Annotated in this window: 22 protein-coding genes; 6 read left to right on the top strand and 16 right to left on the bottom strand. The window is 37.8% G+C overall.

The features are described 5' to 3' along the window. Positions 1-263: 263 nt before the first annotated feature. The 7 genes from ACZ11_RS22655 to ACZ11_RS22620 all read right to left on the bottom strand — a co-directional run bounded on the left by ACZ11_RS22655 (position 264) and on the right by ACZ11_RS22620 (position 9,154). Complete coding sequence (locus tag ACZ11_RS22655; RefSeq protein ID WP_049668830.1) at positions 264-1,187, bottom strand: SGNH/GDSL hydrolase family protein; 924 nt, start codon at positions 1,185-1,187, stop codon at positions 264-266. Positions 1,188-1,387: 200 nt separating this feature from the next. Further along, positions 1,388-2,617 carry an aminopeptidase gene (locus ACZ11_RS22650; RefSeq protein WP_049668829.1) on the bottom strand — a complete coding sequence of 410 codons (1,230 nt, stop codon included), beginning with the start codon at positions 2,615-2,617 and terminating at the stop codon, positions 1,388-1,390. A 1-nt stretch (position 2,618) separates the two neighbouring features. Next, positions 2,619-3,767 (bottom strand): DEAD/DEAH box helicase, encoded by a 1,149-nt coding sequence (locus ACZ11_RS22645; RefSeq protein WP_049668828.1) that lies wholly within the window; start codon positions 3,765-3,767, stop codon positions 2,619-2,621. Between the two features lie 269 nt (positions 3,768-4,036). Continuing rightward, complete coding sequence (gene cuyB / locus ACZ11_RS22640) at positions 4,037-4,738, bottom strand: cysteate racemase (RefSeq protein ID WP_049668827.1); 702 nt, start codon at positions 4,736-4,738, stop codon at positions 4,037-4,039. Next, positions 4,738-5,967, bottom strand: a complete 1,230-nt coding sequence (locus ACZ11_RS22635; RefSeq protein WP_049668826.1) for a carboxylate--amine ligase — start codon at positions 5,965-5,967, stop codon at positions 4,738-4,740. The genes cuyB and ACZ11_RS22635 overlap by 1 nt, the downstream gene beginning before the upstream one ends. A 408-nt stretch (positions 5,968-6,375) precedes the next feature. Beyond that, the gene (locus ACZ11_RS22625; protein WP_049668824.1) at positions 6,376-7,362 is read right to left on the bottom strand and encodes a C39 family peptidase; all 987 of its coding nucleotides are present in this window, start codon (positions 7,360-7,362) and stop codon (positions 6,376-6,378) included. A 295-nt stretch (positions 7,363-7,657) separates the two neighbouring features. After that, positions 7,658-9,154 (bottom strand): class I adenylate-forming enzyme family protein, encoded by a 1,497-nt coding sequence (locus tag ACZ11_RS22620; RefSeq protein ID WP_082172869.1) that lies wholly within the window; start codon positions 9,152-9,154, stop codon positions 7,658-7,660. 281 nt (positions 9,155-9,435) lie between these two features. Between ACZ11_RS22620 and ACZ11_RS26465 the strand changes: the two genes are divergently transcribed. Both ACZ11_RS26465 and ACZ11_RS22615 read left to right on the top strand, forming a co-directional pair. Beyond that, positions 9,436-9,585 carry a hypothetical protein gene (locus tag ACZ11_RS26465; RefSeq protein WP_161804488.1) on the top strand — a complete coding sequence of 50 codons (150 nt, stop codon included), beginning with the start codon at positions 9,436-9,438 and terminating at the stop codon, positions 9,583-9,585. A 285-nt stretch (positions 9,586-9,870) separates the two neighbouring features. Then, positions 9,871-10,467, top strand: coding sequence for a metallophosphoesterase family protein (locus ACZ11_RS22615; RefSeq protein ID WP_049668873.1), 597 nt, complete (start codon positions 9,871-9,873; stop codon positions 10,465-10,467). Between the two features lie 94 nt (positions 10,468-10,561). Here ACZ11_RS22615 and ACZ11_RS22610 read toward each other — a convergent pair whose 3' ends face one another. From ACZ11_RS22610 to ACZ11_RS22595, 5 genes are all read right to left on the bottom strand, one after another. Further along, positions 10,562-11,143, bottom strand: a complete 582-nt coding sequence (locus tag ACZ11_RS22610) for a DUF305 domain-containing protein (protein ID WP_049668823.1) — start codon at positions 11,141-11,143, stop codon at positions 10,562-10,564. Between the two features lie 106 nt (positions 11,144-11,249). Beyond that, the gene (locus ACZ11_RS25385) at positions 11,250-11,420 is read right to left on the bottom strand and encodes a cysteine-rich CWC family protein (RefSeq protein WP_082172868.1); all 171 of its coding nucleotides are present in this window, start codon (positions 11,418-11,420) and stop codon (positions 11,250-11,252) included. A 133-nt stretch (positions 11,421-11,553) separates the two neighbouring features. After that, positions 11,554-11,751, bottom strand: coding sequence for a hypothetical protein (locus ACZ11_RS22605; RefSeq protein ID WP_049668822.1), 198 nt, complete (start codon positions 11,749-11,751; stop codon positions 11,554-11,556). Positions 11,752-11,766: 15 nt separating this feature from the next. Next, on the bottom strand, positions 11,767-11,979 hold the full coding sequence (locus ACZ11_RS22600) for a hypothetical protein (protein WP_403007439.1): 213 nt from the start codon (positions 11,977-11,979) through the stop codon (positions 11,767-11,769). 41 nt (positions 11,980-12,020) lie between these two features. Further along, positions 12,021-12,254, bottom strand: a complete 234-nt coding sequence (locus tag ACZ11_RS22595) for a hypothetical protein (protein ID WP_049668820.1) — start codon at positions 12,252-12,254, stop codon at positions 12,021-12,023. A gap of 314 nt (positions 12,255-12,568) precedes the next feature. On the opposite strand from ACZ11_RS22595, the gene ACZ11_RS22590 reads away from it, so the two are divergent. Next, the gene (locus ACZ11_RS22590; RefSeq protein WP_049668819.1) at positions 12,569-13,063 is read left to right on the top strand and encodes a L,D-transpeptidase family protein; all 495 of its coding nucleotides are present in this window, start codon (positions 12,569-12,571) and stop codon (positions 13,061-13,063) included. 243 nt (positions 13,064-13,306) lie between these two features. On the opposite strand, the gene ACZ11_RS22585 is transcribed toward ACZ11_RS22590, so the two are convergent. Next, entirely contained in the window at positions 13,307-14,071 is a 765-nt protein-coding gene (locus ACZ11_RS22585; RefSeq protein ID WP_049668818.1) for a DUF2935 domain-containing protein, read from the bottom strand. Positions 14,072-14,243: 172 nt separating this feature from the next. Between ACZ11_RS22585 and ACZ11_RS22580 the strand changes: the two genes are divergently transcribed. Beyond that, positions 14,244-15,917 carry a ribonuclease J gene (locus ACZ11_RS22580; RefSeq protein ID WP_049668817.1) on the top strand — a complete coding sequence of 558 codons (1,674 nt, stop codon included), beginning with the start codon at positions 14,244-14,246 and terminating at the stop codon, positions 15,915-15,917. A gap of 394 nt (positions 15,918-16,311) precedes the next feature. On the opposite strand, the gene ACZ11_RS22575 is transcribed toward ACZ11_RS22580, so the two are convergent. Then, on the bottom strand, positions 16,312-16,947 hold the full coding sequence (locus tag ACZ11_RS22575; RefSeq protein ID WP_049668816.1) for a restriction endonuclease subunit S: 636 nt from the start codon (positions 16,945-16,947) through the stop codon (positions 16,312-16,314). Between the two features lie 213 nt (positions 16,948-17,160). On the opposite strand from ACZ11_RS22575, the gene ACZ11_RS22570 reads away from it, so the two are divergent. After that, positions 17,161-17,550 carry a helix-turn-helix domain-containing protein gene (locus tag ACZ11_RS22570; protein ID WP_049668815.1) on the top strand — a complete coding sequence of 130 codons (390 nt, stop codon included), beginning with the start codon at positions 17,161-17,163 and terminating at the stop codon, positions 17,548-17,550. Between the two features lie 212 nt (positions 17,551-17,762). Here the strand turns inward: ACZ11_RS22570 and ACZ11_RS22565 are convergent, their stop codons facing one another. Next, positions 17,763-18,638 carry a radical SAM/SPASM domain-containing protein gene (locus ACZ11_RS22565; protein ID WP_049668814.1) on the bottom strand — a complete coding sequence of 292 codons (876 nt, stop codon included), beginning with the start codon at positions 18,636-18,638 and terminating at the stop codon, positions 17,763-17,765. A 187-nt stretch (positions 18,639-18,825) separates the two neighbouring features. Here ACZ11_RS22565 and ACZ11_RS22560 point away from each other — a divergent pair, with 187 nt between their 5' ends. After that, the gene (locus ACZ11_RS22560) at positions 18,826-19,095 is read left to right on the top strand and encodes a hypothetical protein (RefSeq protein ID WP_236690932.1); all 270 of its coding nucleotides are present in this window, start codon (positions 18,826-18,828) and stop codon (positions 19,093-19,095) included. Positions 19,096-19,386: 291 nt separating this feature from the next. Here the strand turns inward: ACZ11_RS22560 and ACZ11_RS22555 are convergent, their stop codons facing one another. Next, a complete protein-coding gene (locus ACZ11_RS22555) occupies positions 19,387-20,784 on the bottom strand; it encodes a SpoVR family protein (protein WP_201778567.1) in 1,398 nt (465 codons plus the stop codon). Between the last annotated feature and the right edge of the window lie 4 nt (positions 20,785-20,788).

Genomic DNA, 20,788 nt, shown 5'->3' with positions numbered 1-20,788 from the left:
AAATTATAATTAGGCTCCTCACCATAATGTGGGGAACTGGGGTGTCGGGAATTCGTCGCTCTGGGGGTTCCTTCCGTCGCTTCGACGTTTCTTTCCGTCGTTCCATGGATTCCTTCCGTCACTTCGGCGTTTCTTCCGTCGTTCCGGGGATTCTTTCCGTCGCTCTGACAATTTCATCCCACTCTCAGTGGATTCTATCTTTCGCCCCGATGTAAACATAAAAAAGAGCATCACTGTCGATGCTCTGTTACAAATAGCTATGATTAAAAAAGTTCTTTAGCTCTTACCTTCTCCATAAAAGCAGTGTATCCTTTAAAACCACCTTGAATGGCACGCGCAGTAGGACTTGGCTTTTCTTTTTCTTTTTCTACTTGTTTCTGCTCTGCCTTCGCTACTTGTTCTAAAATCTGCTCGAACGAAATAGGATTAGGCTTTGGCAGTTCGTTTGAAGAAATTGCTAGTGTTTTACTTCCGCTATATTCATGTAAAAATGCATTTGCCATTTGGCGATAGCCTTCAAAATTCGGATGTACATCAGAGATATTGGGTAAAAGGTTTGTAGCGTTTAATCCAAAAGAATCATATACGTCTATAAAAACTGCTCCAGCATGCTCTGCCTGTTGCTGTAAAATCTTATTTAGCTTTACAAGCTGTGCGTTTGTTCCTTCTTTTTGCGTAGCGTGAACACTTGGATATGCAAAATAGTAGCCCATTACATAGACCTTTGCTTTAGGTGCTCGTACTTTCAACTCATTCAAAATCTTCGCCATATTTTTTCTAGCAATGTTTAATGCATAATCTGTTTGTAGCTGCGCAAAGGCTAATGTACCGGCAGTTGGATTAACCTGCACTAGACGCAGTAAATCGTTGGCACCTGCCGAAACAGTAATAAGTGTTGCATTTGCTAATAAGTCACTTGCTTCCTCTGATTTTACTCGTTTCAAGACATCAGCTGTTGTATAGCCTGGAAAAGCGAGCTCTTTTGTATAGAAACTCAATTGCCCAGTCATCCCCAATTTCATGGCAATTAAATCACTGTAGCCTGTATCAATCTGTTGATAAGGTGTTTGACCAGCAGCCAAGGAATCTCCAATTGACAGGTAGTTTTCAGACTGAGCAAAAGCAGATGAAACACCTAATGACATCGTGAGGATAGTTGCACCAATTATACTTAGTAATCGTTTCATCTGCCCAACTCCTTTCCGATTCCATGACATCCGCCGGAGGCTTTAGGCCAACAAATGTTTTTTGCGCGAAAACGTAGCGTCAGCGGCAACAACATGATGTTGGTCACTCTGCCGTAGTCACAGGACCTGGCGTTCTTAGACTGAGTTCCTCTATTTCATGGGGTGTTTGGGAACCCGCTGAAAAAGTTAAAATCAAGAGCCTAAAATACCCAGCTACCTTTGCGGAAAATTGGTTCTACAGTTCCATCTGGTAAAATACCGTCAATGTCCATTTCACCGCTACCAATCATAAAGTCTTCATGTGTTACTGAAATATTTGCACCTAACGCTTCTAGCTGTCCGTTTTCTAAATCTCTTCCACCTTCTAAGCAAGTTGGATAAGCTTCACCAATCGCTAAATGGTTCGATGCATTTTCATCAAACAATGTATTAAAATATAAAATCTCCGATGCTGAAATTGGTGATTCATGCGGTACAAGTGCAACCTCACCTAAATAACAAGAGCCTTCATCTACATTAATAAGCTCCTGTAATAAATCATGTCCTACCTGTGCTTCAGCCTTAACAATTTTTCCTTCTTCAAACGTTAGTTTAAAGTCATCAATAATATTCCCTTGATAAACTAACGGTTTTGTATTGCTTACATAGCCGTTTACCCCTTGTTTCATCGGTAACGTATAAACTTCTTCTGTCGGCATATTAGCAATAAAGATAGTATCATCTGGCGTTTTACTACCTCCAGTAAGCCATTTATGCTGTGGCGCTAAGGCAATTGTTAAATCAGTCCCTGGCGCTGTATAGTGAAGCTTCGCATATTTTTTATTGTTCAGTAGGGCCGCACGAGATTCTAAATTTACTACGTGTTCATGCCAGTTTTCAACAGCATTGCCTTCACCGATACGAACAGTTTTAAAAATAGCTTCCCATAATGCTGGTACTTGTTCCTCAGCCGCTAAGTTCGGGAATACCTTTGATGCCCACTTTGGTGAAGGGACAGCAACTATTGACCAAGCTATTAAGTCTTTCATTACGGCGTTGCGATAATTTTTCAGAGCAGCTCCGGATACTTTTTGATGGGTAGCTAGACGATCTGCTGAAATTCCTGCTAATTTATCAGGGTCTGCAGCATCAATCCATAATAGTGCTCCTTTTCGTTCGATTACCTCATCACGCATTTTAACTACCCATTCTGGGAAACGATTAAATTCTTCATCTGAGGCATGCTCAAAATAAGCACGATCCATTTCATCATCCGAAAAATTAACATGAACCCGTCCTGCACCAGCCTTATAAGCCTCTTTCACGACTAAACGGGCGAAATCTAAAGCTTCTACTGATGTATTAACTAATAAGTATTGCCCAGGTTGAATATTGACACCGACTTTTACCGCAAGTTCTGCATATGCTTGTAATTTTTCTTCAAACGTCATATTATTTACCTCGCTTCTGTCCAATTGTTTTTGAATTGCCCTCCACTAGCTTACCTTCATGCCATACTTTTTGCACTGGTTTCACTGGAACTTCTCTTGTCCATTTTTTATACGTTTTTTCATCACGATAAGATAATAACGTTAATACTTCACCATCCGCACCAGCACGTCCTGTACGACCAGAACGATGCAAATACTGCTCAATTGTTCTTGGTACATCGACATGAATAACATGTGTTAAACCTGCAATATCTAAACCACGTGCAGCAATATCAGTAGCAATTAAAATACGTGCCTCTCCTTTACGGAATGCATCTAACGCCTTTTTACGTTCTTCCTTCTTCATGTCAGAATGCAATGTTACAATCGGTGCAGTACGATATTGTAATTTCGTTTCCTTCATCAGCAATTGATCTATATTGTTGACGAAAGCCAATCCACGTAATCCTTCTGTATGTGATAGTCGGCGTAGGAAATCTGTTTTATCTCGCTCCTCCACTTTCACGAAAGAGTGTACAACTTTACCAACCTTTAGCATATCTTCAGGTTTAATTTTGAAGCGTACTGGCTCGAACATCATGCGACTAGCCACTAATTCAATTTCCTCCGTAATTGTTGCCGACACAACAACTACTTGTCGTCCATATCCTGAGCCTTCGATAAAGGATTTTACGACAACACGATATTCACGACTTAGTAACTGATCACACTCATCTAGAATAACTGTTTCAATCTCTTTAAGCTTTAATTTACCAGCGCGTGCTAATTCATTTAATCGGCCTGGTGTTCCTACAACAATCGTCGGTTTTTTCTTTAACTTTTCGATTTGGCGTGCAGAGTTTGCGCCACCAATTAGTTGTTGAACCGTAATATCAGAACCTGCTGTCCATTCACGGATAACTTCTACAATTTGCATTGCTAGCTCCTGTGATGGGGCTACGATAAGTCCTTGTGTTTGTTTTTTTGATCCGTTTACTTTATTTAGTAAAGGGAGTACATAAGCTAAAGTCTTCCCCGAGCCTGTCGGCGATTCAGCTACAATATCTTTGCCCTCAAGCATTACCGGAAACATTTCTTCTTGAATTTTCATCGGCTCTTCAAATTTCCATTTTGCTTGTAAGTCTTCATTTAATAAATTTATTACTGACATGTAATTTCCCACCTTCTATCTGCTTGACACTAGTTTAACACACTAATCATTTTCCTACTTCATATGTACGTAAACCTTTGTATAATCGTTTCAAAAATGGCGCTTTCTTAATCTCCCCTAACGAGTTTTGAGTATGCAGATAAAAAAATCTGCACATCTCATCACGGGATTGGTCAACCCTTAAGCCCTTATAGACACTTGAGCTTCTTTTGAAGGTTTACAATTTACCTGTGAAAAGCGAACAGATTTTTATTTCGTTCATTCAATTGTTAATCTACTATTTCATAGCCACATGCTAATATAGCACGTTCTGCTAACACGATTAATGAGTCAATATATTTGTCACATAATTTTAGATCGCGATTGACGATTGATAATTCTGTACATCCTAGCACGATACGATCACAATTAAGTGCAAGCATTGCCTCTTCTATCGGCTGCCAATCCTCATGAGAGACATCTTTCCCAGCCTTTACATAATCGTAAATAATAGACATGACTTTTTCTTTCATGACATCGTCTGGAACAACTGGCGTGATACCAAATTCCTCTAACGCATCTTGATACATGCGTGAGGTTAATGTACCCGTTGTCGCTAAAATCCCTACACGCTTTGCCCCTAAGTCAGAGGCACGCTTCGCTGTTTCCCTGATCATATGTAAAACAGGAACTGGCGAACCTTCAACAATCTCATCATAAAAGGTATGTGCCGTATTACATGGAATAGCAATCATATTTGCTCCAACAGAAGCAAGCTTTTTAGCATCTGCGACTATCACTGGTACAGGATTTTCCTTTGTACTATCTAAAATAAAGGCAGTACGATCAGGGATATTCGTATCATTATCAATGATTGTATGTAAATGCTCCTGATCCTTCGTTGCCTTCGTACGTCTTACAATCATTTCACCGATAAACATCGTTGCAAGTGGACCAACGCCACCAATTATACCTAAAGTTTGTTTTTTCATTAGTTTGACAGACCTTTGTTGTTAAAATATTTCTTATATTGGCGATAAAAGCTTAAATTATCTAGCGTTATATTCAACCAACGCTTCGCATTCATATCCTTATAATTAAAGATGGAATCCGTAGCCATTCCTTGGCGAATAAGACTTTTCGCTTCAATCACAAGTTGTTCATTTTGTACATATTTAAAGAGGACACCATTTGGCACAATTGTCCAAAGATGCTTGTTCTGAACATATGTTAGCTGTTGCTTGCTTCCACGGATAAAATCATCCGCAACATATTGCATTAAATTATAGCCACTTGCTGTCACATAATAATTTGAAAGTTCATTATGTAATTCAATACTTAATAACTTATATTGACCATCACGTTCATCATACTTCATATCAAACGTGGCAAAGCCCTGGAATCGTGTTTCTTCAAGAAACAATTTCACGCGATCCATTAAGTCTTTATCGTATGCTGTCATGATGGCTACATAGCGACCAATACCCTCTGGAGAATGCTCCTCTAAAATTGGATTACCTACAGAAAGCAGTTTTACCTTACTATCTTGACCAACATAAGCATTTACGACACACATATGAGCATCTTCGCCAGGAATATATTGCTGTACCATTAGGTCGTCTCGGTATGCCGATTCCTTATAAATGGCATGGAAAATAGCATCCTTTTCGTCGTTATCTTTTGCAATATACACTTTTTTCTTGCCTGGAAAAATACATGTAGCATACTTTGTCATATTCAAAGGTTTAATGACAACTGGGTATTCAAAAGGGATGTCAAATTCCTCGTAATCATTTACGGTGCAAACATGCATTGCCGGATAAAGAAAACCGAATTTCGCACAAAGTTCATACATGCTCTCACGTGTTAATAGCTCGTTAGCAAGGTTTGCATCCACATAAGGAATTGCAAAATACTCTGCTAGCTCCTCTTTATGTTGCACAATTTTTTTCACGTAAAATTCATCGCAGGCTAATAAAAGCAATTTTTTACCTGCAAATTCCTCTGCAATTGCCTTTAACGAAACGACAAAACGTTCTTCAATATGGAGTCTTGGAACTTCACGAAATATTAATAAATCACTCTGCTGTATTTTCTCCATATTCGTATGATTTAATGCAAGTGGTTTAACGCCATAGGACTCGTAAAATGCTCTTGCCATGCCGTAAGCATTCATTTCATCTCCTAATAAAACCGGTAAAAAAGCGTGCTCAATGGCCATTCTACTCAACTCACTTTAGCTTTTTTTTAGACCTATCACCATAACGAGGGGTTGATTTCCGTTCCGACTGGGCGCTTTGTTGCTGTCGCTTCGCTTTCGCACAGATAAAACATTTGTAGCTGACGCTTCGCTCCAGGGTCTCGGGCCAACAGATGTTTTTTGCGCGAAAGCGTAGTGCTAACGCAGCGTCAGCAGCACCGATGTTGGTCACGAAGGCGTTATCACAGGACGTGATGGTTTTAGCCTTTGTTCCTCTACCGCTAATCCCCAAGGAGTCACCCAGCCTCCACTCCAATCAACTTATATACATGGCATTCGTTTTAAGAATGTCATCCTTAATATTCAGTGACGAGCCTTTTTTACAAGTGTAACATACTTTCCTTGTACTCCTTATAACTCTTCTTTGAATCATTTATGAATGGCTACAGCTTGTTTACCTAACTCTCTATAGCTTTTAAAAAACTGATCCACATTATAAGTGACAAAGCCTTTTAATGGGTCCATGACAACTACTTTATCGCCTAGATGCCCAGTTAAAACAACAGCATGCAAGTTCATGTACGCTTTATGTGGTACTGTTTCACCTTCATAGATCCAGCCCTTTTCTGAATTATCTTTTGGTGTTGATAAATCCAATGTAACCCATGTCACAACAGGAACTCCCTCCCGAACAAGTTGTAGAATCTCGTCCTGCGAGGCACCACTCTTATTAGTCACTCGTAAGTCTGCCTGTTTATCTGTTATTACTGCCTCTGCTGCTTTGACAATCGGAGCTGCAAAGACATACATACCGCTTGCTTTGTCACGAGGATTACCAGCAAAAGCCTGTGCTGGATTTGGACCAAATCGTTGTCCGTCTACAGTACTAATCTTTTGCTTCGGTAAATAGTTATCAGCCATTTCCAGCTTCGTAACATCTAACCCATAATAATTTAATACAGCCGTTAATGATGTTATTTCACAACCATGTGGTAGTTCAGGATTTTGCATAACAGCTGGGACCCCCAGCTCTTGCTTGTCCCTTGAAAAATATGTCTCCAATCGATAATACGGCTTTGTCGAATCATATGTAAAATTTTCGATTGTCGTATAGCCATCGTTCTCCGTACTATTTTCAAGCGTAGTTGCAGCTATAGCATATTTCCGTCCCTCTTGAAGTTTTGAAAATGTTGCTTCGCCCTCTTCTGAGCCAACTGCATCCTCCACTACCTCACCTGACTCTACATCTGTGGCAGTTATATAAAGGTTAGGTATGGGTGCACCACTATTAAACTCTACTGTTAACACAGTTAATTCTTTGTTTTGCATTTCCTGCTGCGAAATCTGATTGCAACTCGAAAGTAGCATAATTATCATAATACCTATTAGTAAAAGGCGTTTATTCCACGTCCACAAGACAAATTCCGCTCCTATCTTGTTTGAAGACAATAACTTCAATTCTATTATCAATTTGTCGCAGACTCTATTATACGCTAATTTCATAGACGTTCCTATTTTAACTTCTTTCGCGGTTGTCCAAACATCCGCTGAAAGAAGTTAAAGCCTAGGACACAATTATGCAGAAACCTAATGTGTCATATATACCCTTATATATGACACATTAACATCTCTAAATTCAGCGTACGTTTGATCAAGGTATTACTAGATTCGCTACTTCTAAATTTCACCAAACTGTTTTACACGTTTTAGTTTATGGCGTACTTACTCTTGGTCGTAATGTATGCTTCAAAACTTTACCGGAAGCATTTCGTGGCAATTCAGTTAAAAATTCAATTTCATGTGGCACTTTATATTTTGCTAGCTGAGTCCGACAATAAGCCAAAATCGCCTCATCATCGGAAGGCTTCCCTTCCTTCAATACGACAAAAGCTTTCGGGACTTCGCCATATACTTCATGTGGTAAACCTACAACGGCTGCCTCCAAAATTTCTGGCAGTTGATATAAAACCTCTTCGATCTCGATAGGATAAATATTTTCGCCACCTCGAATAATCATATCCTTTTTACGATCTACAATATAGAGATAGCCTTCCTCATCAAAACGCCCTAAATCTCCTGAATAGAGCCAACCATCTTTAACTGCTCTAGCTGTTTCTTCAGGATTACGTAAATAACCTTTCATGACTTGTGGTCCTTTGACACAAATTTCTCCTACCTCACCTGCTGGCACAGTTTCACCAAAGCTATCAACAACACGGACTTCAGTTTGTGCTAATGGTTTTCCTACTGATCCAATCTTCGTCAATGCATCCGCATCTAAAAGAGAAGTGGCCGCAGGGGAATTTTCAGTTTGTCCATACAGGTTTTGTACTTTCACATTAGGGAATGCCTCTTTAACTTGCTTAACAAGCTCATAAGGCATCGGTGCCGCTCCGTAACATAATAAACGTAAATTTTTAAATGTATGTTCCTTAAAGTTAGGTGTGTTTAAAATAATTGTATACATTGACGGAACTCCAAAGAAAATTGTCGCATCTGTAGCGGCAAGCTGTTCTAATGTATTTGTCGAAGAAAAAGCCTCTTCTATAACCATCGTACCGCCTTTATAAAACATCGGCATCGCAAATACATGAAGACCTGCACAATGAAATAAAGGCGTACAAACAAACATTCTATCCTTATTGGTCATATCCATTGATGACGACCATATATCTGCAGCTGATACAACATTTTGATAAGTCAACATTACTCCTTTTGGTTTTCCCGTCGTACCAGAAGTATACATAACAACAGCCGTATCATGAGGTTCCAATTTGGCAGCTTTTCTTTGACCTGGATAGTTTTTGATAACGCCTTTCATTTCTTGGAGCCCTACAATATGTTGAAACGGATATGCAATAGTTGCGAGTACATCCTCTAACCTTTCATCATAAATAAGTCCTTTAGCTTCTGAATGATTAAAAATGAATTCGACCTCTGGAGCTGCTAATTTTGTATTAATAGGCATGACAACATAGCCCGCTAGCTGAACACCGAAATAAGCGATTAAAAATAAATCAGAATTGAGCGTATATAATGCAATTACATCATTTTTTTCATAACCTTGCTCTTGTAAGTATGCTGCGAACATTTCTGCACTTTTATAAAATTCGCTATAGGATAGCTTTGTCCCATCGTAAACCGTTGCGATCCCATCTGGTTGCTGCATAGCATAGTTTTGTAGAATGTCTGTCATTAACATCGTCATCATTGCCCCCAAATTTTTAATATTCATTACCCTCATACCACGCGAAATTACAATGAGAAAATTCAGAAAATTACAATTACATTTTATCAATCTATGAAAAAGATAGCAATTTATCTATATAGAAAATTTAAGGCTCATTACCGAAAGTTAGAGAAGACATTTTGTTAAAGCATATGTCATGCGGAGAAGTTGATTGGAATGGAGACTGGGCTACTCCTTGGAGATTAGAGACCCTGCAGCGAAGCGGATGTTTTCTGTGTTAAAGCGAAGCGTCAGCTACATTGTTTTATCTGTGCGAAAACGAAGCGACAGCAACACTGTTTTATCTGTGCGAAAGCAAAGCGTCAGATACATTGTTTTATCTGCGCGAAAGCGAAGCGTCAGCAACAAAGCGCTCAGTCGGAACGAAAATCAACTGGACGTTATGGTGATGAACCAAATATACTGATACATTTTACTTTTCTATCAATTTCTGTTAGGTGTATGATATTCATATAATGATTAACTTCTTTCAGCAATTTTTTTATGAGCGAAAGCAAAGCGTCAGCTACAAATGTTTTATGTAGCGAAAGCGAAGCGTCAGATACAGCTGTTTGGATACCCGCTGAAAGAAGTTAAAGCCTCCGGCGGATGTCACTGGATCGGTTTTGTGCAGACACAAAGCCGATTTTGGACGTAATTATGCCGAGGCATAATTGATGAAAGGCCTGATTAATATGCTGTACGCACTTTTAGGAGATTTACATTCTAGTATAGAAGATACTAAGGCAGTTCTAGACCATATTCATCAATCTGCGAAAGATGCAAAGGTATTGGGACTAGGTGATTTATATGAATGCACTGTAAGTAAGAAAAAGGCTCAAACAATGTCGGGTATACCGCTACAAAAAGCTGCGATAGTAGAAAACGATTTTGAAAACTTACTAACATTCCCCTCTATTCGTGGCAATCAGGAAGAGCGTATTACACGTGTAACTGGTATCGAACGTTTTACAGAGCTACCTGAAACAATGGAGATTGATGGAGCAACACTTATTCATGGACATCAATTTAAATGGAGTGTGACGTGGCAACCTACATTTCCGCCATTTAAAAAATCAATTCTTTTCTTCGGACATAGTCATGAATCAGGTCTTTATCATCGTAATAAAAAATTACCTATTCGTATTCACTATGGCCAACCAATCGCATTACAAGAAAAACAATACGGTATCAATGTTGGGTCGGTTGTTGATCACCGAGAGTGGTGTCTTTACGATAGTAATAAACGAACAGTAACATTTATGTGCGCTCCTTCTGTTGAGAATGTTTGATTAGTTTCCATCAAGAGCAATCGTAGTCACAAAAAAAACGCTAAAATCGACTTCGACTCTAGCGTTTTTTCACTTTATAAATGGGCCGTTCAAACTAGCAATTCTCGCAATCCTTTAAAGCATCCAGTAATTTTTCCATTTCACAAATACGATCGCACATAGTTTGAATCATATTTCGAAGGATTGGTATTAATTCTTGGCAAATACAGAACCTTAAAACGTTTTGTGCTAGTCGAACTCCTCCCTGATGGTGGACAATCATTTCTCGCAAAAAGTTTATATTAATATTATTAGAAACTGGCGGCAAACTCATTGCTTGGAACATAGCCCCGGTAATTTCTTTATAAGCACACATGTATTCGTACAATTCACATTCCGAATTTTGTACGATACAGCATCTATTTTGTATCGCTTCGAGGCATTCAACAGTCTCCGTACTTGTTGCTATTATTTCTAATGCGAGATTTTGTACAAATATATTAGTGGTATATTGCAAAACATTTTCCGACATTCTAATAGCAGCTACTTGATGCGGTAATATTTGCTTAATAAAATTATCTGAAATACTACATGTAATTGTCACATAGGTCATGCCCTGCATCATTTTATCGAGGATCCTTTGGTATTCCTCTAAATATGCCTTAGTTACATTACTGAGTACAATTGGTTTAGTCATTAGACACACTCCTTTCAGAGTAATATATGTCCGATAGGTTGTTGTGTGGTAGACAATTGTACCAAATGATCTCTACAGCAATTGAAGTATTTTTAAGGCCTAACGATTAATCTTCATTATATGTATCTAAGCACTTTTGGCAAATGCATTGATCTTTAGGTGCCGCTTCAAGAATTTCTTTAGGAAAGCTTTCTGTCATACACCAACAATCCTTTTGCCCATTTACTATCCCACAATGATTTTCTTGTCCACATAACGGACAACGTTTTTCCTCCATTCGTATACCTCCTTACCTTTACTTTTCATTGTAAAATAAAGTGAAGTTTTAATCAGTGATTTTTTTCATCACAAGCGCACTTTTACAAAATAAAAATAGAGGAGTAATTAATTTCATACTCCTCCCAATTAGCCTATTGATTTTTCCCATGAATCTGTTGCTTTACTTCTTCGACATCTGTATCACTATATATTTCAGTACCAGCCCCACCTCTTTGAGCTAGCAGCTTTTTCACTTCATTGTAAGATAAACCACCTTCTGCATTTTTTCTCACTACTTCATTAATATTTGTTCCAGCAGAAGTAAACTGAGCTTCATTATGGTCAGTCATTCAAATACCTACTTTCTATAATTCATCAGGCTGTAATTCGATCAATTCATCGCCTTCTCGTTCTACTTTCTTATTGAGCTCCTTGATCGGTATAGCATCGACCGTTTGCATATCTTCATGTAAATCGAAAAGACTTATAGTATCTGATTCAACCATGTCTGGTTTATTCTTGCTTGCTAAGTTCATAAATACTTTTTTCTCATGTGGTATGTTTTCTATGTCCATCATTGCTCACTCCTTTACCTATAATGTGTGCAATGTTGGACAAATCATGTACCTTTCGTTTTCGCGCTTTTATCGATGCGATGATATTCAGATATTTGAATGACTCGAACATGTCTTGTATGCAGCTCATGATACATCCCTCTACTATCTGTAAAGGATATATATTGATCTCGTTCGCTACGAACTAATGCCTCTGCTTTTTCTTGTGATTCGATATGGATAAATCTCCGTACATAATGCATTTCATCAAAAAAATAAGTAATTTTAAATTCTTTCATAAATGCTCCTCGGTTACTGGTTATGGTTTGTCACTGCTTATCATATCCAACTAACCGCAGTTGCTATCCTCATGAAAAATCAATTATGCCTCGGCATAATTGTAGCTGTCGCTATAAAAGACAATAGCTGAAAGAAGTTAAAGGATTTTTCTATATCTACGGCATAACCTGTATTAAAGCAAATATTTTAAACACATCACCATAACGCGAGGTTGATTTCCGTTCCGACTGGGGTCGTCCAAAGCGACATACGTTTTAACAAATGTCATCCCTAACTTATGGTGATAAATCTTATTTTATTGGAGGTGATAAATTTGATTCATACAGTTAAGGCAGGCGAAACATTGGCCCAAATTGCTAGAAATTATCGTACACCGTTATCGTCCATAATGGCTGCTAATCCTGGATTAGATCCAAATGTACTATATTTGGGCCAACAAATTGTTATACCTGGATTTCCTAATCCAAATACTATTCCTTATAGAATAGATATTTCTACTGAAAACCGATGGCTACGGTTATATAAGGATAATATTCTTCAAAAGCAATACCCAATTGCGGTTGGAAGGATGTTACACGATACACCTACTGGCGATTTTATAATCATTAACAAGGCTCCAAATCCCGGTGGTCCTTTTGGAACAATGTGGATGAGTTTATCTAAAGAGCACTATGGTATTCATGGAACTAATGATCCTAGCTCTATTGGTCATGCCGTTTCACGCGGCTGTATTCGTATGCATAATAAGGATGTCGAAGAGCTTGCAAGCATTGTCCCAATCGGTACTGAGGTTATTATTCATCCCTAAAAATAAACAAGGCTATCTCATAACAAGATAGCCTCACACTCCCAACGATAGCGGCGTAGAACTAAGATTTTATCGGAATGTTTTTTAGTTTTATCGGTACATTATGTAGATTTATCGGAATGTTTTCCAATTTTATCGGTACATTATGCTGATTTATCGGAATAAAAAAGGCAATCTGAAAACCTCAGATTGCCATCACTTTTTATGCCTACATTTCAAAAGTGAACGCTATGGCCACATAAATTAACCTTCACCTCTAGATTGTGCAAGCTTCGATAAATAGTATTGCTCCTCTCTTAGCATATGATCCGCCATTAAAGCTGTAAATGTGCCTAATACTTCTGCACTTAACTCCATCTCCTCTAACTCCCGTAAAAAAGTTTTGAATAATCCCATCTCTATATCCACATCATGGTTAAAGCGAGTTAATGCGGGGAATGAGTTTATATTTGAACGCAAATATCCTGTAAGCTCCACTGCTTTTAAATAAAATTCTTCAAAATGTTGTGCAAAGGTAGTACTTTTTTGCCTCAATCTTCTTTCTACACCATCCAAATCGTCATGAATGATACCTGCATGTCCTGATGCATCTAACAGCCAGAGTAAGTGATGATGTAGCTCATGAAAGATTGGCGGGACTTCCCCCTTCTTCAGATAGCTAAGTACATTTTGATATTCCTCTAATTCATTCACCATGTGATTAAAAAAGGTAGGTGGTAGATGGGTATTAATATTTCCCGTTAATTGCTTTCTAAGCAAATAAAATTTAAATTGCTTTAGTTGTTCTACCGCTTCATCGACTGTAAGTGAAAAGGAAACCGCATTATTGGCATCTATCGAATTAACATAGGCAAGCAGTTGAGAAAATTGAAGAATAAATGAACTCGCTCTTTTTATATCCTCTGTTTCCAATGGATACAAGGAATCATGAATAAATTGAGAATGGTCTTTCAGTATCCTTAGCCAAAACTTATGTTCAAACATCGCATGCTGTAAGTAATTCGACAACCAGTCACATCCCCTTTATTTTATTCGTTCCTCTATTCTATTCTTCATGAAAATCTTATATTAACGCTTATCCTCAAATTGTCTTTTCGTATAGGATGAAACGCTTAAAGCTATACTACTAATGCTGAATTTTCATTAAAAGAACATACTGAAAAATTAGGAGGGAATATGCTTGTCCACAAAAGACAATACATTATCGATTTTCGCCTTAGGTGGCATTAACGAGATTGGAAAAAATATGTATGTAGTACAGTATGGGAATGATATTTTAATTATCGACTGCGGTGCTAAGTTTCCAGACGAAAGCTTACTAGGTATCGATTTAATAATTCCTGATATTACGTACCTACAGGAAAATAAAAAGAAAATCAAAGCTTTAATTGTGACACATGGTCACGAGGATCATATTGGTGGTATCCCTTATTTGTTAAAGAAATTAAATGTTCCTATTTATGCGACACGTTTTACTCTTGGGTTAATCGAGCTAAAGCTGAAAGAACATAAGCTTTTAAGAGAGACAGAATTAATAGAAATTCATTCTTATTCATCATTAAATTTCGGACAAGTTGATGTTAGTTTCTTTAGAACAAACCATAGTATACCCGATTGCTTAGGAATCGTTATTAATACACCAGAAGGGAATGTAGTACACACTGGAGATTTTAAATTTGATTTAACGCCTGTCAATAATCAATTCGCAGATATTCATAAAATGTCTGAGATAGGATCAGAAGGCGTACTTGTACTTATTTCTGAAAGTACTAATGCCGAACGACCTGGGTTAACTCCTTCAGAGAAGCTTGTCGGTAATCATATTGAAGATGCATTTTTACATGCCGAACGTAAAATCGTTATCTCTACTTTCGCTTCTAATGTTAATCGCATACAGCAAATTGTAAATGCAGCAATTGCTACAAATAGAAAGCTTGCATTGCTTGGCCGTAGTATGGTGAATGTTGTAGATGTTGCACTTGAGCGAGGCTATTTAAACATTCCTGATGATATGTTATTAGATGCACGTGAGGTGAAATATCTCCCACCTGAAGAAGTTGTTGTACTATGTACGGGAAGTCAGGGTGAGCCATTAGCTGCACTCTCTCGACTAGCAAATGGCAATCATCGTGAAGTCAAAATATTACCTGATGACACAGTTATTTTAGCTTCATCCCCTATCCCAGGGAATGAGAAGGGTGTTTCACGGATCGTCGATAATTTGTTCCAGCTAGGTGCGAAGGTTATTTATGGCTCGTCTAGTAATACAGGTATGCACGTTTCAGGTCATGGATATCAGGAAGATTTAAAACTAATGCTGACGCTAATGAAGCCCAAATTTTTCATTCCGATTCATGGTGAATTCCGTATGTTACATCAGCATCGTTTATTAGCTGAGTCCGTCGGTGTCAAAAGAGGACATACGTTTATTATGAAAAACGGGGATGTTGTTGATATTGAAAATACAATGGCTAGGCAAACACGTAAAATCCCTTCAGGTGATACGTATGTCGACGGTATCGGTATCGGTGAAGTAGAAGGAATTGTCTTACGAGATCGCAAACAGCTGTCAGAAGACGGTATGCTCGTTATCGTTATAACACTAAATAAAATAGATGGTGCCTTCATTTCAGAACCAGATACAATTTCACGAGGCTTTGTTTATGCCAAAGATTTTGAGGAGCTTTTAACTAAAGTAAATATTCTCGTCAAAGAAACGATTAATGAACTTCAGGAAGAAAGTAAGCAGCCAATCCATGTCTTAAAAAGAGAAATCAAAAGAGCAGTCGGACAATATCTATTTACACAAACAAAAAGAAAACCAATGATTTTACCTATAATTATCGATATTTAACTTATTTCAGCAATTTTTTTCTGTAGCGAAAGAAAAGCGTCAGTTACAGAAGTCGCCCATCTCTATAGGTGGTGAGATGAATGCGGTTTTAAGTTACTTTCAACAGGTGTCCAAACATTCGCTGAAATAGAGGAACTCAGTCTGAGAACGCCACGTCCTGTGGCAATTTATCTGTGCGAAAGCGCAGCGACAGCAACACGGTTTTATCTGTGCGAAAGCGTTGCGGCAGCAACAACACACGACTGAGTGACCAACATCGTGTTGGCCAAAGCCTCCAGCGGATGTTACGGAATTATGCCGAGGCATAATTGATAAAAATCGGTGTGAGGTCTTTTCCTTACACTGACTTTTTTCTCCACCCCAGCTAGGATGAAGAACTTTTCCTCTTTATGGATTATTTAAGCTCACCCTTAAAAATTTTATGTAGCATAATATCGTAAAGATGCTGAGCCTGATTAAACCCATCATGTAAACTCTTTGAGTGATTTTCTAATTGCGTCGAAAAATTCTCAAGATGCAGCGGTAGCCCCTCTACTGCTGTCATTAAAGACTCTTTATTTTTTAATAAAAGCTGAATCGTATTTAAAATTTGCACCATTTTGTGTTGGATAGTTAACATCGGAATATCTATGGATATTTGGTACAAATGATGCCATCTTTTATTAATTTGATACCATCTAAGAAAGTGTAATAAATAATCACTTAAAATAATTGTTTCATTTGGAATAATAGCGACGATATCATTTGCAATACATATTTCAGTTTCGCATTGATATATATATTTATTTGTTTCCTTCAAATTAGCTTTAGTAAGAATGATGGTTTTAGCTGGTACTGGTACACACTTAAAATGTTTATTAAATGTAATATTAACTTTTGGTAATTGTTCAATATCACCATTTAGCATTAATTTTTTTAAATTTTCTGCTGTAATTAGGGGTACTCCGACGTTTGTAAAATACTTTTTCTTCGGTACTATTTTCCCCTCTTCTATTTTAGCAACTTCTTCTAATCGATAACGCTTTACCATGCTTGAATCCTCCAATCCTTAAATAGAATTAGCTGTACTCTAAAACAAGCTACTGAAGAATCATCAACACCGTTTTACATAGTCTTTTCTCTCAATAAACACTTACTACTAACCATTGTACCATTTTATTGTAACATTATCTCTATTATACCACTATAATGGTATAGGCATTTTTAATGTTTTTCACTAGCTTTTTACTTAGAGGTGAATCATATGTCAGACTTTTTAAAGCTAGTAGGCGAACAACTCCGAATTATTAGGGTTTCCAAGGGGCTTAGTCAGGAAGAAGTAGCAGAAAAGACGGGGAAACTAGGTTTTAGTAAAGGACGAATCTCAAATATTGAACACGGGCAATCTAATATCACATTAAGCACTTTAGAAACACTGATGAAAGCGTTAGATATTGCCCCTGAAGAGCTTTTTAATTTTCAAAAATTATCTGGTGTTACTGATATTGAAGAAAAGAACCTTGTGCTTGACATACATCGTTCAGTATTAAGGGAGCGCAATTTAGACGAAGTGAAATACGTAGTACGCATTACGAAGGATTTTTTAGATACTATTGATTCACAATCAAAGAAAAACAGCTCCAATGGTCAATGACGTTGGAGCCGTTTTGACGACTAGCCACAATCTATTTTTCGAAAATTTTTGATACACTGCTTTAATGCGGCTAATATCCACCTACACATGGTATTCGTTATAACAAATGTCATCCATAACTTTTGGTGATGAGCCCGTTTTAGCATGGTGGCATGCTATTGTTTCGACCATATAAAAAATCCATTTAGCCTAAAACCAAATGGATCTTTCTATTACATTCCAAACTTTTGACGATAGCCGCATTTTCTACATAGCTCTTCGACTGCTTCTCTACGTGAAAATCCGTCGACAATATTATTTGCACGTTCTCCTTGAACAATGTCTGTGAAAGATTTCTCGTTCACATTCCCCAAATTAATAACGCCCTCACCATCAAGACAGCACGGTACTACTGTACCATCCACTAAAATAGCAGCTTGGCTTCGCAGTGCATGGCAAAAACCTTTGCCTTCATCCTCCGGCTCCAGTAAGCTTGGCCACTTGAATTCATGATCTTGATTTAAATAAATATTATTAGCAATCTTTACACCTTTACCGGGCTGCACTTTTTCTTCGATACGATAATCAAGATTATATTCATTTTCTAGAATTTCGAGCGTTTCACGATTTCTCCGTGCCGCAATATCTGTAACATTATCCTTTTGTAAATTCCATAAACGATACGAAATAATCGTACTATAGTCTCTCGAAGCTCGCACAAAATCTAATATATCCCCTAAATATTTCTCACGATTTTCCGATCCCTCATGACCGTCGAAACTATGCAAAGAAAAATTGATTTGGCGTAAGGCTGGTTTCCCTAATATCTTTTCATGATTCTTTTTAATCAGTGTACCGTTCGTTGTAATGTTAACTTTAAAACCTTTCTCGTGTGCTGCGTCAAGTAGCTGATCAATACGTGGGTGTAAAAGTGGCTCTCCTTTTACATGCAAATAAATATATTTCGTATGAGGACGTATTTCATCCAATATTTTATTAAATTGTTCTACTTTAATAAGTCCCTTTGCACGAGCAGTTGGAGGACAAAAGCTACATGCTAAATTACAGACACTCGTTATTTCTATATAAACCTTTTTAAATGTTCTCAACGTTGACTCACCGTTCCAGTTCTTCTTATATTCAAATCCTATTCATTTTAACAAATTTTACGATAAGGAACAGTTTTTCAGCCTCCATCTTCTCACATTATTTATACAACTTAGGGCTACATAAACAAGTATGCTTCAGAAAGATTAATAACTTAAGAGTAATGCTAAAATGAAGGAGGTGAAAATTATGCCTGATAATGAACATTCAAAGGATCCATCTAAAAATCATATTACCATCAATCTTACTATTAATATTGGCAATAAAGAAATCCATCTTAATCAAAGGGCTGAAGGTGGAGGACAAATCAATAAGGATGTAGGTACTAATGCCAACCGAGGCGGTCAAAATGCCCTAAACGACAGTACTAGAAATATAAACTCCCAATTCGCCGATGGAAACGACAGAAGCGGTATTGCTGATGACAATAATGATGAAGTGGCGGACAACAAGGAATAAAAGTAAAAGACAGCAGAGTAATCGACAGCGCTATCCATTCATCTTTGAATCATAGCGAAAGTAGTGAAGATGAAAATGAATCCTCTCCATTGTTAGATGAAAATAATAACGAATAAAGTTTATTGGGCTCATCGGATGCCCTAGGTAAGCGGCGCCTAGTCGGAACGGAAATCAACTCCTCATGATGGCGATGAACCTTTATTAGGGACTGTAAAAAACTTCTATCTGCAGGAATATTTCATACCAACAGATAGAAGTTTTTGTTTTAATTATCCACAAAGGAATTACACCTCAAACATTGCGCTTATAATTTTTCGTACCATCATAGGAATAAAGCATTGGCTTTCCATCCACATATGTTTCTAGATGAACAGGACGACCCCATAGCTGATAAATATATGGCAAAACATTTTCTAAGTATTGTGGATCGAGCTCCGTTCCCTCATAGCCATGCACTAAATAGAGCTCTCCGTTACGAAGGTAATCTCCATTTTTTACGACGATATATGGGAATCCCCCGTTTACACGCATCGATACGAGCTGATCTCGTACCATTTCATGCTCCTTATCAGTAATACGGTATTCATTGCCCTTTTTCTGGAACAAATAAAGATCTTCTCGCTTTGCTAAATCCTTCGTCAAATAGTTACGGATAAAGGATATATCCGACTCTATCTCTCTAACCTCAAACATTTTCTCCCGTCCAGAGTTCGGTTGTGCACCTAGCTTTCTCATCTCTTCCGTTGGATGATTAAAGCGCTCTTCAATATCCTCAAATATTTTCACACCAAGGTAATAAGGATTAATGGATGTTTTTGAAGGCTGCACAACACCTGCATTTAATTTCGCATACTCAATTGTTTCCGCTGTCGTTAGCTTAAGCTCACGCATGATACGTTGATGCCAAAAGGAAGCCCATCCCTCATTCATAATTTTTGTCTCTAATTGTGGCCAAAAATAAAGCATTTCCTCCCGCATCATCGTTAATATATCTCGCTGCCAGTCCTCGAGCTCTCGACTATGCTCCTCTAAAAATAGCAATAAATCTTTTTCTGGCTGTGGCGGGAATTGCTTTATTTTTCGCCTTACCGATTTATATTCTTTTTCCTTATCGTCTAAACGCCATAGATCATCATACGGTGATTTTGCTTGAGGAATATCCTTTTCAAATTCATCCTCCGAATTCCAAGACAATTTTGGTCGTAAAAGGGAAGGATCGATATGCTCCTGAATCGCTAAAACCGCATCTAAAAACTGTTCGACCTCATCCTTCCCATATTCTCTTTCATAGCCAGCTATCCTTTCAGCTGTTGCAGTCATACTCTCCACCATATCTCTTCTAGTATTGGAGAAGCGTACATTATTTTTAAAGAAATCGCAGTGCGCCAATACATGCGCAATAATCAATTTATTTTGTGTTAACGTATTTGTATCAAGTAAAAATGCATAACATGGGTTTGAGTTAATTACTAGCTCATAGATTTGACTTAGCCCTAAATCATATTGGAGCTTCATTTTGTGAAACTGTTTACCGAAGCTCCAATGTGAAAATCGAGTAGGCATACCATATGCGCCAAATGTATAAATAATATCTGCCGGACAAATTTCATAGCGCATTGGAAAGAAATCTAAGCCAAAGCTTGAGGCAATTTCTGTGATTTCATCAATCGCTCGTTCAAGCTCATTCATCTCC

It is taken from the genome of Lysinibacillus xylanilyticus, assembly GCF_001183605.1.
GTDB classification, from domain to species: domain Bacteria; phylum Bacillota; class Bacilli; order Bacillales_A; family Planococcaceae; genus Lysinibacillus; species Lysinibacillus xylanilyticus.
This window is presented reverse-complemented; position numbering and strand designations above follow the sequence as displayed.

What these genes read in the sequence shown, in the direction of transcription:
- ACZ11_RS22655 (WP_049668830.1), bottom strand. Translation starts at nt 1,187, where the DNA reads ATGAAACGATTACTAAGTATAATTGGTGCAACTATCCTCACGATGTCA.
- ACZ11_RS22650 (WP_049668829.1), bottom strand. Translation starts at nt 2,617, where the DNA reads ATGACGTTTGAAGAAAAATTACAAGCATATGCAGAACTTGCGGTAAAA.
- ACZ11_RS22645 (WP_049668828.1), bottom strand. Translation starts at nt 3,767, where the DNA reads ATGTCAGTAATAAATTTATTAAATGAAGACTTACAAGCAAAATGGAAA.
- cuyB (WP_049668827.1), bottom strand. Translation starts at nt 4,738, where the DNA reads ATGAAAAAACAAACTTTAGGTATAATTGGTGGCGTTGGTCCACTTGCA.
- ACZ11_RS22635 (WP_049668826.1), bottom strand. Translation starts at nt 5,967, where the DNA reads ATGGCCATTGAGCACGCTTTTTTACCGGTTTTATTAGGAGATGAAATG.
- ACZ11_RS22620 (WP_082172869.1), bottom strand. Translation starts at nt 9,154, where the DNA reads ATGACGATGTTAATGACAGACATTCTACAAAACTATGCTATGCAGCAA.
- ACZ11_RS22615 (WP_049668873.1), top strand. Translation starts at nt 9,871, where the DNA reads ATGCTGTACGCACTTTTAGGAGATTTACATTCTAGTATAGAAGATACT.
- ACZ11_RS22610 (WP_049668823.1), bottom strand. Translation starts at nt 11,143, where the DNA reads ATGACTAAACCAATTGTACTCAGTAATGTAACTAAGGCATATTTAGAG.
- ACZ11_RS25385 (WP_082172868.1), bottom strand. Translation starts at nt 11,420, where the DNA reads ATGGAGGAAAAACGTTGTCCGTTATGTGGACAAGAAAATCATTGTGGG.
- ACZ11_RS22605 (WP_049668822.1), bottom strand. Translation starts at nt 11,751, where the DNA reads ATGACTGACCATAATGAAGCTCAGTTTACTTCTGCTGGAACAAATATT.
- ACZ11_RS22600 (WP_403007439.1), bottom strand. Translation starts at nt 11,979, where the DNA reads ATGATGGACATAGAAAACATACCACATGAGAAAAAAGTATTTATGAAC.
- ACZ11_RS22595 (WP_049668820.1), bottom strand. Translation starts at nt 12,254, where the DNA reads ATGAAAGAATTTAAAATTACTTATTTTTTTGATGAAATGCATTATGTA.
- ACZ11_RS22575 (WP_049668816.1), bottom strand. Translation starts at nt 16,947, where the DNA reads ATGGTAAAGCGTTATCGATTAGAAGAAGTTGCTAAAATAGAAGAGGGG.
- ACZ11_RS22570 (WP_049668815.1), top strand. Translation starts at nt 17,161, where the DNA reads ATGTCAGACTTTTTAAAGCTAGTAGGCGAACAACTCCGAATTATTAGG.
- ACZ11_RS22560 (WP_236690932.1), top strand. Translation starts at nt 18,826, where the DNA reads ATGCCTGATAATGAACATTCAAAGGATCCATCTAAAAATCATATTACC.
- ACZ11_RS22555 (WP_201778567.1), bottom strand. Translation starts at nt 20,784, where the DNA reads ATGAATGAGCTTGAACGAGCGATTGATGAAATCACAGAAATTGCCTCA.